Source organism: Methanosarcina sp. MTP4 (assembly GCF_000970045.1).
GTDB lineage: Archaea > Halobacteriota > Methanosarcinia > Methanosarcinales > Methanosarcinaceae > MTP4.
In genome coordinates, this window is the sequence record NZ_CP009505.1 from 255647 (window position 1) to 270595 (window position 14949).

The following is a 14949-nucleotide window of genomic DNA, read 5'->3' on the forward strand; positions in this document are numbered from 1 at the left end:
CAAGAAAATACTCCGAAAAACATAATCCTGTAAGAAAATACTCCGAAAAACATAATCCTGTAAGAAAATACTCCGAAAAACATAATCCTGTAAGAAAATACTCCGAAAAACATAATCCTGTAAGAGAATACTCTGTAAAAAATATTCAGGCTAGAGCGTTTTCTTCTCCGGAATCCAGGGCAAAAAGGCACGAAGAGCCTGTTTTTTCCGTTAAAGCCCGGGCAAGGTCAAGGTCAGGGTCTGGAGATAGGCAGAAAATGTGCAGGGAAGCTGAGGGAACTCCAGAGCTTTTTTCCAGGCCTTCGTGCAGCACCCGCACAGCTACGTTCGGGATCCGGGCCAGGTCGGCAAGGGAATACAGGAAGTCTCTGGCTGCCCGGATCCGGGAAGGGGAGTCTATCAGGGCCGTAAAACTCAGAGACGCTTTCCAGTTGCGTTTAAGCTTGTATGCGGTAAGCAGAGCCAGGTCCAGGTTTCCAAGGTCCATACTGATTTCCCAGGCGGGCCCCCTGTCTTCGACCCAGAGGTTGATGGAATTTCTCCTCCCAAACCCGGATTTAGGGTGTTTTGAGAGGAGGAGCACCCCCATCCTGTGCAGGGCCGCATTCCTTATGATCTCCCGGATTTCTTCATCTCGGTCCCGGGATTCGGGAAGCCTTAAAAAAAGAATCCCCGGGCGGAAAAACGAACCTGTCAAAGCTTCCATGCCTGCGATCAGGTTCTTTCCGAATTCTGCACTCTCTATAAGAGTCCAGGAAGCGAAAATCCCTTCTTCCTGAAAACCCTGGCTCATTTCAGGAAGCCGGGAGAGGAGAATATCTTCTTTCACTTTCCCTGTCAGGCCCATAAGTTTGATCGAACCCTTGGGATACGCAATATTCCTGAGGAAATTAAAGGTTCCCCGGAGGTCCCGGGGGTCTTCTACTGGCACCAGGAGGTTTGCTTTCCAGACCCTTTCGCCGGGAGGGGCAAGAGAATTTGCCTTTTTTGCCGCCCATTCGGCCAGGGCCACGAAAAGTCCGCTTCGAACGTCTCCGAAGGGGGCTTTCAGTTGCTTGCGGATAAGGTAGCTGTGGATCAAAAGAACAAGGGTCACTGCAAGGAAGCTGATGCCGGGGTTTACGATGAACATTGTAAAAAGGCAGCCTGCAGCCCCCAGGAAGGATACTGCCCTGGGGATTTTGAAAAGGGGCCTGAAACTCACCAGGCCCAGGCTCTGTTCGATAAAGACGACCAGGTTGATCATGGCATAGCTGATAAGGAAAAACATAGCTATCAGGGGAGCCACCGTGTTCAGGGTCCTTAGCATCAGGGCCCCGAGGACTATGGCACCTGTAAATACCATGGCGTTTCTGGGTTCACCCCGGTCGGTTTTTTTGGAAAACCATTCACTTTTTGGCAAGATTCCATGCGCTCCAAGGGCCTGTAAGATTCTCGGCGCGCCCACGATGGAGGAGAGGGCTGAAGAGAAAGTTGCTCCGAGGAGCCCTGCAAGTACAAGGGGGCCGGATACCGCTCTTTCGATCAGCAGAGTATAGTCGCTTACAAGCTCATCTGGACTGGCTGAGCGGGCAAACCAGTAAGCCAGGAGAAGATAGATGCAGAGACTTATGCCTATGGCACTCAGGGTACCTACAGGAATGCTTTTCCTGGGATTCTTGAGTTCCCCTGACATATTGGCACCAGCCATTATCCCGGTGGCAGCAGGGAAAAATACAGCAAACACCCCCCAGAACCCAATCCCGGAAAACCCGGATTCTGGCGTGCCGGGGAAGTTGCCCCACCACTGTATGGGTTCAGGAGGGGAACCGAACCCTGCCCAGAAAATGGATATCAAGGAAGCTGCAATCACGGCAAGGATGATGTACTGGATCCGAAAAGCGAGGCTGGCACTGATATAGGCGATTACGAAAAGCAGGGCAAAGGCTGCCAGGTCAACTAAAAGGGCAGGATGCTCCGGAAAGACCCACCTCCAGCCCGCCCGGAACCCGAAAATGTACATGGCAACGGCCAGGGCCTGGGAAAGGTAGAGGGGAATTCCGATACTTCCCCCAACCTCAAGTCCCAGGGACTGGGAAATTATGGAATAAGCTCCTCCGGCTCCTATACGGATATTTGTGGTAACCGAAGCAAGAGAAAGCCCTGTAAAGGCAGTAATACTAAAAGCAATCAGGATGATCAGCCAGGCTCCGAGAAGCCCTGCATTTCCTACAACCCAGCCTTCTCGCAGGTACATGATAACCCCAAGGATGGTAAGCAGGGTGGGGACAAAGACGCCATCGAATGTCCCAAAGCGCCTGACCTTTGTCTTTTGCTCCTTCATCTGTTCCTGGAGGCTCTTTGCACCCTCCCCGGCTTCCAGCGTTTCATCCTCCAAACGTCCAACCTCTCTCAAAATCCACAGGGCCTTTACAACCTTCCCTAAGGGTCACCTCAAGTCTTCGGACCTGACTAATCGTTCTGTAAAACCGGTCTGTATAAGCTTCTCGTTAGCCAGAAACCCGCACATCCCCACATAAAAGTATGGTGGTGCTACTAAAAAGCAATATCTTATAAAAAAGTAAAAAGCAGTATCTTAAAGGCTTATCCAGGTTCTGGGTATTTCAGATATTCAGTAAGTATTCGTTCACGTCATGATAAGCACAAAGACGAGCAAGAGCCCCAGTGGCAAAAACTCAAGGACTGTGAGTAAGGACTTCAATTTAACAGACATGTCCGAAACCTCCCCTTTTCTACTTCAAACCCTGCGAAAATAAACCTGCTAACTCTAAAAACTAAGTTTTCGAGAACCTCAATCTTCCATAGATTTAACCATGGGAAAGGATGAAAACAAAAACCAGGGCCATACCACAAAGTAGCAACGCCACTAAAGCCATCCATAAATTCAGCCATTTCGAAGAATCCTCCGCCATTCCCAAAATCCCCCTATCTTAATTTGGAGGGTATGAATTTAAAAATGTAAGAACTAATTTTCAGAAACAGGGTTAATTTTGAAAATCCCCTACATCCACTGCAACTTTGTAATGGCGCTGGGTATGATCGGAAGATGGAGATGAGGCAGAGGGGAGTATTAATCCCTTCATATGTGAAAACCAGAAAAAATATCACGAAAGGAATCCGGGCTTTGAACACTAATTTTTCCTGAATAAAAAGAGGTTTTGACGGGAAAACTGATTTAATTTTTCCAGAGGAAATAAGGGGGTTCATATTGAATTTTTGGGAGAAATCCTTTTTTATATTTATTCTCTTTTGCTTCATCTCAATAACAAATTTCTCCCTCTATCGGAAGTAAGGCTTGGGTCCCGACTACAAGACCTTCTGACATTTAAGCGTTCGAGATCTTCTGACATTTAAGCGGTTTAAAACAGCAACCATACAACAGTGAACCATCAAAATCTTTTAATAAACCTTTATCTTCCTATTAATATCTTGTATGTCTCCGGAATTCTACTGCAGGATTTCCATGCCTGGTGTTCTTGCCTTATGTCCATTCCTTATGTCCATCCCTTATGCCCATGCCTGGTTTCATTATTCGGTGCTTTACTTGATGCTCATGCTTCTGTTCCCTTACCTTGTGCTCTTTGATTTCCATGTCCGGTATCCTTGCTTGACGCCTTTGCCGTCCCAAAAGTTATTCCCTTGTTAGGCGTCTATATAGGAGAGGGTAAAGAATAAAGGAAAAACTTAAAAATGTCTTGCATTGAAAGTACTTTAGTAAGGAATTTTAATTAGCCTCAAAAATACCCTTCCACAAAACTTTCTCTTATTCGGAGTGTCAGTCTTGAATGTCAAAAAAGCAATAATCCCCGCAGCCGGCCTTGGAACCCGTTTCCTGCCTGCAACGAAGTCCATGCCAAAGGAAATGCTTCCTATCATCGATACGCCTGTTTTCCAGTACGTGGTAGAAGAAGCCATCGAATCCGGAATCGAAGACATAATCATTATTACGGGCCGCGGTAAGAGGGCGATTGAAGATTACTTTGACGACTCTCCCGAACTCGAGATGCACCTTGCAAAAAAACACAATACCGACCTTCTCAAACTTGTTCGGGACATCTCCTCCCTTGTGGACATCCACTACATCCGCCAGAAAGAGCCCCTGGGGCTTGGGGACGCCATCCTGAGAGCGGAAAAGCATATAGGAAATGAGCCTTTTGCAGTGCTTCTGGGCGATGACATTATTGTCAACGACAAGCCCTGCACCGCCCAGCTAATTGAAAACTTTGATAAGTACGGGCGCTCCACGATAGCCGTGGAAGAGGTGCCCTATGAAAAGTTGAGCAGTTATGGGATAATCAAAGGCAAGCTTTTCGATGACTCTCTCTACGTTCTGGAAGACATTGTGGAAAAACCTGCCCCAGAAGACGCCCCCTCAAACATCGGGGCAATCGGGCGCTACGTCTTCACCCCCGAGATCTTCGACTGCATCAAAGCAGCAGGAAAAGGCGTAGGAAATGAGATCCAGCTAACGGACGGGATCAGGCTCCTTAACGAGTCCCAGACCATCTATGCATACGAGTTCAAAGGGACGCGCTATGATACCGGGGACAAACTCGGCTACGTAAAGGCAATCGTGGACTTCGCCCTGCGGAACGATTCCCTTCGTGACGACGTGCTCGAATACCTCAAATTAGTTACTGCTTCGGAAACCTCTCTGGAATGAATAAACAGGGATTGAGGAAGAATTACGAGAGTGGAAGAATCAAGATAGTCAGAATTACGAGAGTGGAAGAATCAAGATAGTCAGAATTACGAGAGTGGAAGAGGGTTCTATAATAAGACTCTGAATAACTACTCATAAGGAACATTTACGAAAAGTTTAAGAAGGGTTATATGCCGGGATTTCACCAGCAGAGCCCTTCGTAATCAAGCCCTTTTGCCCTGATTATCCTTCTTCCGTCAATCACTATTTTTTCTTTCATATCTTCGAACTCGGCGTCCAGCTCTTTGAACTCTTCCCATTCCGTCATCACCAGGCAGGCGTCGGCATCCTTCAGGGCTTCAGCTGCGCTTTTGCAGTACTCTATTGTCGGGAAGACCCTTTTCATGCTCCCGGCAGCCATGGGGTCGTAGGCAAAAATCCTTGCTCCGAGCCTCAGGAGCTCGGCGATGATCGGGATAGCTCTTGATTCCCGGATGTCGTCGGTGTCGTTTTTAAAGGCCAGGCCCAGGACTGCGACCTTTTTGCCTTTCAGGTCCCCTGCTTTCCTTTCCAGGATTTCGGTCATCAGGAGGGGCTGCTTTTCGTTTACCGCGATCACGGATTCCAGGAGCAAGGGCTCGTACCCTATATCCTTTGCTTTCCCTATCAGGGCTTTTACGTCCTTGGGGAAGCAGGACCCTCCGAAACCGGCTCCGGAGTTCAGGAAATTCGGGGAAATCCGAAAGTCCTTCCCGACTGCCTGCATGACCTCATAGGTGTCGATCCCGAGCTTCTTGCAGATGTTCCCGATTTCGTTGGCAAAGGAGATCTTGGTTGCCAGGAAGGAGTTGTTTGCGTACTTGATCATTTCCGCAGTCCGGGGAATGGTGTGGGTGACCTCGCAGTCGAAGCCCCGGTAAAGTTCGGAAACCAGGTCCCCTGCCCTCCGGTCATTTGCCCCGACAACGATCTTGTCCGGGTGCATGAAATCGTAAACCGCCTTTCCTTCCCGCAGGAACTCGGGGTTCATTGCAACTCCGAAGTCCTTTCCTGCCTTTTTCCCGGATTTTTCTTCCAGGATAGGCAGGACGACTTTTTCCGTAGTTTCGGGCACCACCGTGCTCTTTACCACAACCACATGGTAGCCTTCCTTCTTTGCCAGGGCTTCCCCGATACTCCCTGCGGCTGCCCGGACTATTGAAAGGTCGATGCTCCCGTCTTCCCCTGACGGGGTCCCGACGCAGATAAACGAAATTTCCGTATCCTGGACAGCAAACACCGAGTCCGTGGTAGCTATGAGCCTTTTTCCTGCGTATTTCCCTAAAAGTTCTTCGAGCCCCTCTTCGTAGATCGGGGGGACCCCCTTATTTATCTGCTCCACCTTTTTCTCGTCGATATCCACGCAGACCACTTCGTGCCCCACGTCGGCAAAACATGCAGCTGTGACCGAGCCCACGTACCCTGAACCTATGACCGAAACTTTCATTGATTGTGCCTCTTTTTGTCCGAAAGTAGTGATGTATTTGAAAACCTTTTTCCACGTTTTTGTTGCGTTCTTTGTTACTTATCCTGTTACGTGTTTTGCTTTTACCTGCATTTAGGCTTCTTTTCATATGAATGTTTTATCGGGTATCCCTGTTTCCCGAAATTCGAAAATAGCTTATTAGTCGCATGGTTACGTTAATCGTATTGCTATAATAATCGCATAGTTACATTGATCACCTTTAAATTCTTTACTCTCTCAAATCTCAGGATTTTCTTTATTTCAGCTGGGTCAGAGGTTCCCATGTATACTGCAGAATGCTCTTTTTTACCGGGTTTTCAACGGAATAATACATCTAAACGTGTAAATACTGGCTTGAAAACGGAAAAAAAGAACGTTCCGGGCTCTTTTCAAAGGAGCATTTCAAAGGAACATTTCAAAGGAACATTTTTTTAAAAAAGAGGTTAGCTGCTATTGCAGCTGAGTTCGGGTTGATAAGACTGCTGGACTTTTTTTGTGTGCAGTTCACTCTTGCATTTCACTTTATATTGTGTCTGTTTTTGTCCCCTCTTCCAATTCCTCTGTACACGAAGCCGGCTTCAATAAAACTGTCAGGGTCCGCCACGTTTCTCCCGTCCACAAGTACGGGGTGCTCCTTTCCCATAAGCTCTCCAAGCTCGCCGGGTCCGAGACTGAAATATGCACTGTGCCCTGTCAGGATTACGGCTGCATCGGCATTTCTCAGGACTTCTTTCCGTTCCTCCGAAATCTCAAGTCCCGGATAGTCCCGGACATAGGGATCATGCACCGCCACTTTTGCTCCTGCCTTCCGGCAGAGTTCCCTGAAGGGTTCGGAAGGCGTGTTCCTGGCATCGTCCGAGTCCCTGATAAAAGCCCAGCCTAGCATTGCAATCTTTGACCCTTCCACCTTTTTCCCCACCCTCTCAAGGGCAGAGGCGGTCAGGTTGTACATGTGCACCGGCATAAAGTCGTTAACTTTCCGCGCAAGCACGTAGATCGAGTCGGAAGCTTCGGGATAGTCCAGGGGGTTTCCTGCAAGTTTGACCCCCCTTTCCAGGTGGTAGGTATCTTTGGTGAGGCAGTGCCCTCCGACTCCTGCTCCCGGCCAGAGGACTGCCCTTGTGATCCCTTCTCCTTTAAGGCTGTCCACTCCTGCCCGGACATCGTAGACATTGATGCCCATGGCCTCGCAGTAGAGGGCAAGCTGGTTGACAGCCGCAATCTGCAGGTCCCTGAAGGTGTTTTCCGTAGTTTTCGTAACCTCGGCTGCAGTCGCGGACATCGGGATTACTTTTCCTTCCGTAAGTACAGGGGTGTAGAGTTCCATTGCCCGCTCTTTGCTGGCTTCGTCGATGCCCCCGACAATCCGGTCGTGCTCACGGATGTTTTTCAGGAGCCTGCCTACCATCACCCTCTCCGGGGCATGGGCAAGGGCGAAGTCTTCCCCGGCTTTTAAACCTGATTCCTCTTCAAGGACCTGCTTTGCCATGCCTTCGGTTGTGCCCGGGGTGATGGTGGATTCCAGGACCACGAGCATGCCTGGCTTTAAGTATCTCCCAACGTTCCGGATGCCTTCGGAAAGGGCGGAAAAGTCCGGTTCGAGGTCTTTGGAGTTTGCAAAAGGCGTCTGGATTGCCAGGGTTACGGCATCGAGTTCGGATATTCTGGAAAAGTCCGGGGTGCATTCGAACTTCCCGGTGGAAACTACCTTCCTTATGAGAGCTTCGAGCCCCGGCTCCTCGCCTTTTAGTGGGCTTTCTCCCCGGTTTAACATCTCTATCTTGTGTCCCGAGGTCCTTGAGTTGCGCTGGAACCCGAGTACCCTGTCAAAACAGGGGGCATCCGCAAACAGTACTGCTGCAGGAATTCCCACGTATCCCATTCCTATTACCCCGATCTTTTTGATGGGGCCCCTTTTTTCCAGAAGAGTCCGGAGTTTGCTGAAGGACGAATTCATGTGATCACTTTCGTTTATTGCGGGTTTTTCAGGATTTCGGTTTTTTTCAGGTCTCACCCTTTCTTTTTGTTTTTCAGGCCTGCACCATTCTTTTTGGGTTTTCAGATCCCCATCTTTTCAGATCCCTATCTTTTCAAATTTCTATCATTTTTTCTTCTCTGTATGAGCGGATTGCGGCCATTGCCACTTCAAGGGCGTGTTTCCCTTCCTCTCCCGAAGGTTTCGGGCAGGTCCCCTCCCTGGCACAGTGGACGAAGTGGGAAAGTTCATTTTTCAGGGGTTCGGCTTTTTCAACCCTGGCTTTCCGGATCCAGCCGTTGTCGTGCATTTCCACGCTCTGCTCCAGGTAATCGAGATAAGCCACCCCTTTCAGCCCAACTGCCGTGAGTTTTCGTATCTTGTGCGGGGTGAGCCAGTTTGTTTCTACGAGCCCCGAGTACTCATGATTCAGGCGCAGGTGGATGGAAGCGTGGTCCTCAAATGAATGGATATCCGAACCTGCCACGGCATAGACCTGGTTTACCTTCATCCCGTATAGGTAGGAGATGATGTCAATATCATGAACCCCTATATCCAGGATCACTCCTACGTCCCGGATCCTGGGGTTGTACGGCCCGACCCTGCGGGTTGAGACGGAAACAACTTTCCCGAGGGTCCCGGAGTCTATGAGCTCCTTTAATTTCTGGACCGCAGGGTTGAACCTCTCGATATGCCCCACCATCAGGTGCCTGTCATATTCCTCTGCCGATTCGATCATGGAACTTGCGTTTTCAATGCTGTCGGCAATGGGTTTTTCCACAAGCACGTCCACCCCTGCCTGCAGTGCATCGAGGACTATAGGGTAGTGCAGGGTGGTAGGGGCTGCAATGCTTACCGCATCAAGCCCCAGCTTTTCAAACATTTTAGTATGGTTTGTAAAAGGTTTTGTTTCGTATCTGACTGCCAGTTCCCTTGCTCTGGAAGCGTTCGGGTCGGAAATCCCGAGCAGCTTTACGTCCTCCATCTCACTGTAGATCCGGACATGGTTTTCCCCCATGTACCCTGTTCCGATGACTCCTACGCGTATCAACGCTTTTTACCCCCCTAATTATTTTTCTATTATGTGGGTTTCCCGCATATTTTAGCGGGCTTCCCTTAATATGAAAATCCGAATTCCCTAAATCCGGTTTTTAGTTATCGCTAAAGAAATTCCTGACTGCCTCTGAAATTTGTTTCAGGTCCTCTCCCGAAAGTCCCGGGTGTACGGGCAGGGAAAGCACTTCTTTTGCAGCTTTCTCAGCCTCGGGGATCATGTCCCTGTATCCCAGGTTTTCGTACAGGGGCTGGTCTGGAATCGTTCTTGGGTAATGGACTCCCGCCCCGATCCCTTCTTTTCCGAGGAAGTCTGCCAGCAGGTCCCTTTCTTTGACCGTGACCGTATACTGGTGGAATACGTGGGTGCACCCCTCCTTCACGGACGGGGTCCTGACCCCCGCAAGCCCGGCAAGTTTCCCGGACAGGAATTCTGCGTTTTTCCGGCGGCGGGAGTTGAAGTTTTCCAGTTTCCCCAGCTGCACGATCCCGATTGCCGCGGCAATGTCTGTCATGCGCAGGTTATACCCTAACGTTTCGTGCAGGTACCTGATCTTTGAACCGTGCGCCCTTATCAGCTTTGCTTTTTCCGCAACTTCCCTCTCGCTGGTAGTGAGCATTCCTCCCTCTCCGGTGGTCATGTTTTTCGTGGGATAGAAGCTGAATGTCCCTGTCCCGAAACTCCCTACTTTCTTTCCCCGGTACTTCGCACCGTGCGCCTGGCAGGCATCTTCTATTACGGCAAGACCGTGGTCTTCCGCAAGTTCCAGGATTACCTTCATCCCTGCAGGGTGACCGTAAAGGTGGACAGGCATAATTGCTTTTGTTTTCGGGCTTATTTTCTCCTGGATTTTTTCAGGATCAAGAGTGTATGTTTCGGTTTCGATGTCTGCGAATACCGGCCTTGCGCCCGTATACAGGATGGAGTTCCCACTTGCAACAAAGCTGAATGGTGTCGTGATGACTTCATCCCCCTGTCCTATTCCGTGGGCGAGCAGGGCGCAGTGCAGGGCAGCTGTTCCGGAATTCACGGCAACGGCATGTTCACATCCGAGATAACCGGCAAAAGCCTCTTCAAATTCCTCAACTTTCGGGCCCTGGGCCAGCATTCCTGAATACAGGACCGCCGACACTGCCTCTAACTCTTCCCCCCCGAGTTGAGGTTCTGCAATTCCTATCATTTTAAAATGTTTCCCCCTAATTGAATAAATATTCTTAGAATATAAGTTTTAGCCTTCCATGAATATTCTTTATATGTATTCTCTCTGTGTATCCCCGTATATTCTCAATATTCTCTCTACGTATCTCTCTTATATGTTCTAAATATCTTTTTTAAATTGAAACTGGTTTATCCACATCATAATTTAAATGTATAATCTTAAAGTTTCATTATAGGTACTCAATTATTGTACTTTATCCTGTATGCATTCGGTTCTTATATGCTTCATTTATGTGACTCTGGCTCCGATCGGGGCACCTCCGGAATACCGGGTCTTCAAGTTAGTATTCCCTGCGGATAGGATGTTTATTATTTGCAAGCATGGCACAGGGCTCGATATACACGTTGCCTTCAGTCAGGACGTTTCCCCTGATGGATGTTTCCCCGCACGTTGATGTTATTTCCTATTTTCACTTTCCAATCTATGATCAAGGTGCTCCCCACCAGCAAATTTTCCCCCATTTCAGTATTTTTTTCCCTGACCATTGATTTTCGTGTCCGGGTTTTAAGTTCCTTACCTGTACCCTTTCCTGAAAATCGGTCTTGCCCATGAAGCACGGTATATTATGATGGCGAACACGTCTTTTATTTGCCCTGCTTTTCAATGTATCGGGGTTGCCATAATCGTTTTCCGACGTTCTGGGTGCTGAATTCTCTCTTCTAAAAAACTTCGACCTGTATCTCCCCAACATTATAATATATTATATTTTATTTATATTTTATATGATAGCCTTTAATATTTTTGCATTTATACCTTAAAAGGGGGTTTAGTTTAGATGTACATTTATAAGGGGGTGAGCAGGGCTTGTCTGTAGCCCTTGCACTTGGTCTTTATTCTTTGATTTCCGAGCCTGTAAGCATAGTGTCTTCTCCGTCTCCGTTTTCCGAGAAGGCGCTCAGGCACGAACTTACGGTAGTGATCCCGGCCTGTAACGAAGAATCTTCCATCGGAAGCAAGGTTTTGCTTGCGGCACATTATGCTGACCGGGTACTTGTGCTTGATAGGGGCTCTACTGACCGGACCATGGAAGTGGCGGCTCTGGGTGGGGCAAGCGTCCTTCCGCAGGCAGGGGGAGAAGAAGCGCTGCTGAAGGTCCTTTTCAAGGCATCTTTTGATTCGGAACTCGTGGTGCTTATTTATCCGGAATGTATGCAGGATATCGACCTGCTTTCTCATGTGCTCGATCCTTTGAGGAACGGAGGCTTTGAACTTTCGGTAGGTTCCTGGCCGTGCAGGTTTTCGCACGAGATGGAAAACGTCAGGCTTCTGAACGGGAAAAAAGCCTGCAGGGAAAAAGTAGGTTTCTTTGCCGTAACAGCCGCTTCGCTTCAAAAGCTCAACTCAGGCCCTGCACATCTGTCTTTGGGGTCCCTTATCTCCGCCGCTGAAGCGGAAAATATCAAAATAAATTACATGAGCTTTAATGCGGATCCGGTGTTCAGAAAGCTGGAAAGCTGCAGCATAGGGGTTGTTGTCCCTGCCTATAATGAAGAAAAGCTTATTGGGGAGACCCTGAGCGGAATTCCGGAATATGTGGACAGGATCTACTTGATTGATGACGGCAGCACGGACCGGACAGGGGAGATTGTGAAAAGCTTCAGGGACCCGAGGGTCCTGTACCTGCGCCACGATGAAAATAAAGGGGTAGGTGCAGGGATTATCGACGGGTATAAGCTGGCTTTGAAGGATGAAATGGATGTTGTGGCCGTTATGGCCGGGGACAACCAGATGGACCCCGCCGAACTGCCCCGACTGCTCTTTCCGATCCTCGAAGGGGAGACTGACTACACCAAGGGCAACAGGCTTCTTTCCGATAGTTTCAGGACCGGCATGAGCCCCTGGAGGTCTTTCGGGAACACGCTTCTCAGCTTGCTTACGAAGATCGGAAGCGGATACTGGCAGGTCACGGACCCTCAGAACGGGTACACGGCTATTTCCAGGCAGGCTCTTGAGGCCCTGGACCTTGACGCAGTATATCCTTATTACGGCTACTGCAATGACCTGTTGATCAAATTGAACGCTTTCGGGATGAGAGTCATGGACGTGGTGATTCCCGCCCGTTATGGCAGGGAGAAATCCTCTATAAAATACAGCAGGTACGTCCTCAAGGTTTCACCAATGCTCTTTAAGGGTTTTCTCTGGAGGCTAAGGGTCAAGTACACGGTCCTGGACTTCCATCCACTGGTCCTCTTCTACCTTGCCGGGATGATTGCCCTACCTTTTGGTGTGCTCTTCGGATTCTGGGTCTTTCTGCAGGCGCTGCTGCAAACTCCGCTTCCTTCCTACTATGTCCTGCTGGACCTTTTCGTGCTGGGTATGGGTGTCCAGATGCTTCTCTTCGGAATGCTTTTTGACATGCAGGCTGAAAAAAAGAGGGCAGTAAATGTCTGATTCAATAATTGTCGTATAGGCCGACAGTTATAGATATGTTCTTCTGACCCTTATCTTTTTACCGCTTTTCAATTCTTTTTTTAATAGAGCTTACAATAAAGAAACTAATTATGATCATGCCCAGGAGTTCACTGATGAAACACGGGGATAATTCGGGCTCGAAGGATCTTTTGAACATTTCTATAAAGTATTCAAGGCCCGTATGGTCCGGGCAACCTCTCGGAAAGCTCCACCCAAAAAGCGGCCAAAAAAACGTTACAGGATTTGCCCACATCCTGTCTTCGAGCAGGTGGAAAAACGAACCTGCGGCACAGGTGAGAAGCCATGGGTTTCTTTTCTTTTCATAAATGTAAAACCCTAAAAGGGCAAGAGACAGGCTAAATAATAAGGTATGGCCTATAATCCGGCCGTTTGCAAGGGTCTGGGCAAAGATTAATTTCCCCAGGGGTTTGTCGACGATGTCGGGAAGCATGGAGCCAAGGGCAAGGTACCTGAAATCAATAAATTTCCTGAGATGTGGAATTATGAATCCCAGTGAGAAAAAGATCCCCAAAGTAACCCCCAGATGACCGAAAAGAAGCATCCAAAAATTATAGGGTTTTTCATTTATATCTATATATTCTGTCTCTTTTTATCTTGTATGTGTCATTTCTTTATTCTTTTTATTCTGTAGATCCATTCTGTTTTTCCTGTATGTTTCTATTCTGTATTCTGCCTGCATTTTTTTTCAATAGGCTCTTAAAACAAAAGGCTAACCTTTTAGCCCGTCCTTAATTCCCGGAAATTTTTGTCTTGGCATAACTGCCCGCAAACAGTGCGGTGATGCAAAATCCGATTATCTCGGAGGTGAACACGCCTGTATAAGCCGGATCGTATGCATGGCTGAAGACCACTGTCAAATACTCAAAAAAATTGCCGTAAATCTGGTCTCTGGGAAAACTCCAGCCTGAAAACGGCCAGAAAAGGACTGCGGGGCTTTTCCAGAGCTGGTCTTCGAAAAGGTGGCAAAAGGATGCCCCTGCAAGGACAAGGAGTTTTGAGTCATCTGTCCTGCGGTAGAGGGTGTACCCTGCAAAGGCAAGCAGAAATCCGAAAAGCAGGGTGTGGGCAAAGATTCTTCCGCTCCCGATTGTTTCGGCAAGGACTATTCTGCCCAGGGGCTTGTCGATCATGTCCGAGAGAAGGGCTCCGAAGGCAACCCAGTGGTAATCTATCCGAAAGCTTTTTTCCGGACGCAAATGGTCCAGCAAATAAGTTACCGAATAAACTATCCCCAGGGTAATTCCTATGTGCCCGAAAATGAACATACTGTCTAAAAGAAATTAATGTTTAAAAGGCTGTTGTGCCGACCTGCCAGGTGACCTGCCGGCGCAAAACTTTTTGTTGTATGTAAAATTCGAATTTTTCAGGCCTGGCACTCGCTTACCAGTTTCTCGACAAGGTCCTGCTTGATGGCATTGCTCCTGTCTCCACCGCAGACCATTCCCCTGACTCCGATGATGTCGGGACCGATAGCTTCAAGCAAGGACAGGTCTTCGAATTTCAGGGAGCCGGCGATTGCAACCTGAAGGCCGTTTTCATGGCCCAGTCCTACGAACTCTGTCAGCTTTTCTTCATCCATGAACTCAAAAGTGGATTTCCCGTCTTTTACTCCGGTGTCCACCATAACTACATCTGCTCCTGCTTCAGCGGCAACTGCCGGAAGGAGCATGGGGGAGATTGAGTTGATACGTTCATAGTCCGAGTATCCGGAAGCTACAACTCTTTTCCTGGGGTCGTAATCCTTTACCGCCTTTACCACTCCAGTGAGTAGTTCAAGGGCCTGTTCTTCGGTCTGGATGTCATAGAGGCCGATTTTAATGTAATCTGCCCCGGCAACTGCTGCCCCGAGGGCTGTGAGGGCTGCAGTTCCGGGCTTGAAGTTGAAATCCCCTATGGCTGCGCTGATCGGTTGTTCGCCGTTCACGGCTTCTTTTACATCCCGAACTACCCAGGGGAAGTTGGCTCCAAGGGAGCCTTCTTTCGGATTTTTGATGTCTATGATATCTGCGCCACTTTTTGAGGTGATAATTGCCTCTTCCCTGTTGATAGGACTTACAAGTAGTTTCATAAATAAGCCTCTTTTTTATTGTGATATTTGAATCTCGGATAGTGAATATTATCC

Annotated in this window: 11 protein-coding genes; 2 read left to right on the top strand and 9 right to left on the bottom strand. The window is 48.5% G+C overall.

What is annotated here, in order from left to right; translation table 11 throughout:
- Positions 1-145: 145 nt before the first annotated feature.
- Both MSMTP_RS01160 and MSMTP_RS01165 read right to left on the bottom strand, forming a co-directional pair.
- Positions 146-2377, bottom strand: a complete 2232-nt coding sequence (locus MSMTP_RS01160) for an amino acid permease (protein WP_231582868.1) — start codon at positions 2375-2377, stop codon at positions 146-148.
- A gap of 320 nt (positions 2378-2697) precedes the next feature.
- Positions 2698-2892 (bottom strand): hypothetical protein, encoded by a 195-nt coding sequence (locus MSMTP_RS01165; RefSeq protein ID WP_048177247.1) that lies wholly within the window; start codon positions 2890-2892, stop codon positions 2698-2700.
- Positions 2893-3781: 889 nt separating this feature from the next.
- Here MSMTP_RS01165 and galU point away from each other — a divergent pair.
- The gene (galU, locus tag MSMTP_RS01170; RefSeq protein WP_156153634.1) at positions 3782-4663 is read left to right on the top strand and encodes a UTP--glucose-1-phosphate uridylyltransferase GalU; all 882 of its coding nucleotides are present in this window, start codon (positions 3782-3784) and stop codon (positions 4661-4663) included.
- Positions 4664-4844: 181 nt separating this feature from the next.
- Here galU and MSMTP_RS01175 read toward each other — a convergent pair whose 3' ends face one another.
- From MSMTP_RS01175 to MSMTP_RS01190, 4 genes are all read right to left on the bottom strand, one after another.
- The gene (locus tag MSMTP_RS01175) at positions 4845-6128 is read right to left on the bottom strand and encodes a UDP-glucose/GDP-mannose dehydrogenase family protein (protein ID WP_048177249.1); all 1284 of its coding nucleotides are present in this window, start codon (positions 6126-6128) and stop codon (positions 4845-4847) included.
- 535 nt (positions 6129-6663) lie between these two features.
- Positions 6664-8103 carry a nucleotide sugar dehydrogenase gene (locus MSMTP_RS01180; protein ID WP_048182422.1) on the bottom strand — a complete coding sequence of 480 codons (1440 nt, stop codon included), beginning with the start codon at positions 8101-8103 and terminating at the stop codon, positions 6664-6666.
- A 133-nt stretch (positions 8104-8236) separates the two neighbouring features.
- Positions 8237-9172 (bottom strand): UDP-N-acetylglucosamine 3-dehydrogenase, encoded by a 936-nt coding sequence (locus tag MSMTP_RS01185; protein WP_082090447.1) that lies wholly within the window; start codon positions 9170-9172, stop codon positions 8237-8239.
- A gap of 100 nt (positions 9173-9272) precedes the next feature.
- Positions 9273-10355, bottom strand: coding sequence for a DegT/DnrJ/EryC1/StrS aminotransferase family protein (locus MSMTP_RS01190; protein WP_048177253.1), 1083 nt, complete (start codon positions 10353-10355; stop codon positions 9273-9275).
- Between the two features lie 843 nt (positions 10356-11198).
- Here MSMTP_RS01190 and MSMTP_RS01200 point away from each other — a divergent pair.
- Positions 11199-12785, top strand: coding sequence for a glycosyltransferase (locus MSMTP_RS01200; RefSeq protein WP_048177254.1), 1587 nt, complete (start codon positions 11199-11201; stop codon positions 12783-12785).
- Between the two features lie 58 nt (positions 12786-12843).
- Here the strand turns inward: MSMTP_RS01200 and MSMTP_RS01205 are convergent, their stop codons facing one another.
- The 3 genes from MSMTP_RS01205 to MSMTP_RS01215 all read right to left on the bottom strand — a co-directional run bounded on the left by MSMTP_RS01205 (position 12844) and on the right by MSMTP_RS01215 (position 14895).
- Positions 12844-13368: a metal-dependent hydrolase gene (locus MSMTP_RS01205; RefSeq protein WP_048177256.1), complete on the bottom strand. Its 525-nt coding sequence runs from the start codon at positions 13366-13368 to the stop codon at positions 12844-12846.
- A 187-nt stretch (positions 13369-13555) separates the two neighbouring features.
- Positions 13556-14092, bottom strand: coding sequence for a metal-dependent hydrolase (locus MSMTP_RS01210; RefSeq protein ID WP_048177258.1), 537 nt, complete (start codon positions 14090-14092; stop codon positions 13556-13558).
- A 98-nt stretch (positions 14093-14190) separates the two neighbouring features.
- A complete protein-coding gene (locus tag MSMTP_RS01215) occupies positions 14191-14895 on the bottom strand; it encodes a (5-formylfuran-3-yl)methyl phosphate synthase (protein WP_048177259.1) in 705 nt (234 codons plus the stop codon).
- Positions 14896-14949 lie beyond the last annotated feature (54 nt).

What these genes read in the sequence shown, in the direction of transcription:
- MSMTP_RS01165 (WP_048177247.1), bottom strand. Translation starts at nt 2,892, where the DNA reads ATGGCTGAATTTATGGATGGCTTTAGTGGCGTTGCTACTTTGTGGTAT.
- MSMTP_RS01175 (WP_048177249.1), bottom strand. Translation starts at nt 6,128, where the DNA reads ATGAAAGTTTCGGTCATAGGTTCAGGGTACGTGGGCTCGGTCACAGCT.
- MSMTP_RS01180 (WP_048182422.1), bottom strand. Translation starts at nt 8,103, where the DNA reads ATGAATTCGTCCTTCAGCAAACTCCGGACTCTTCTGGAAAAAAGGGGC.
- MSMTP_RS01190 (WP_048177253.1), bottom strand. Translation starts at nt 10,355, where the DNA reads ATGATAGGAATTGCAGAACCTCAACTCGGGGGGGAAGAGTTAGAGGCA.
- MSMTP_RS01205 (WP_048177256.1), bottom strand. Translation starts at nt 13,368, where the DNA reads ATGCTTCTTTTCGGTCATCTGGGGGTTACTTTGGGGATCTTTTTCTCA.
- MSMTP_RS01210 (WP_048177258.1), bottom strand. Translation starts at nt 14,092, where the DNA reads ATGTTCATTTTCGGGCACATAGGAATTACCCTGGGGATAGTTTATTCG.
- MSMTP_RS01215 (WP_048177259.1), bottom strand. Translation starts at nt 14,895, where the DNA reads ATGAAACTACTTGTAAGTCCTATCAACAGGGAAGAGGCAATTATCACC.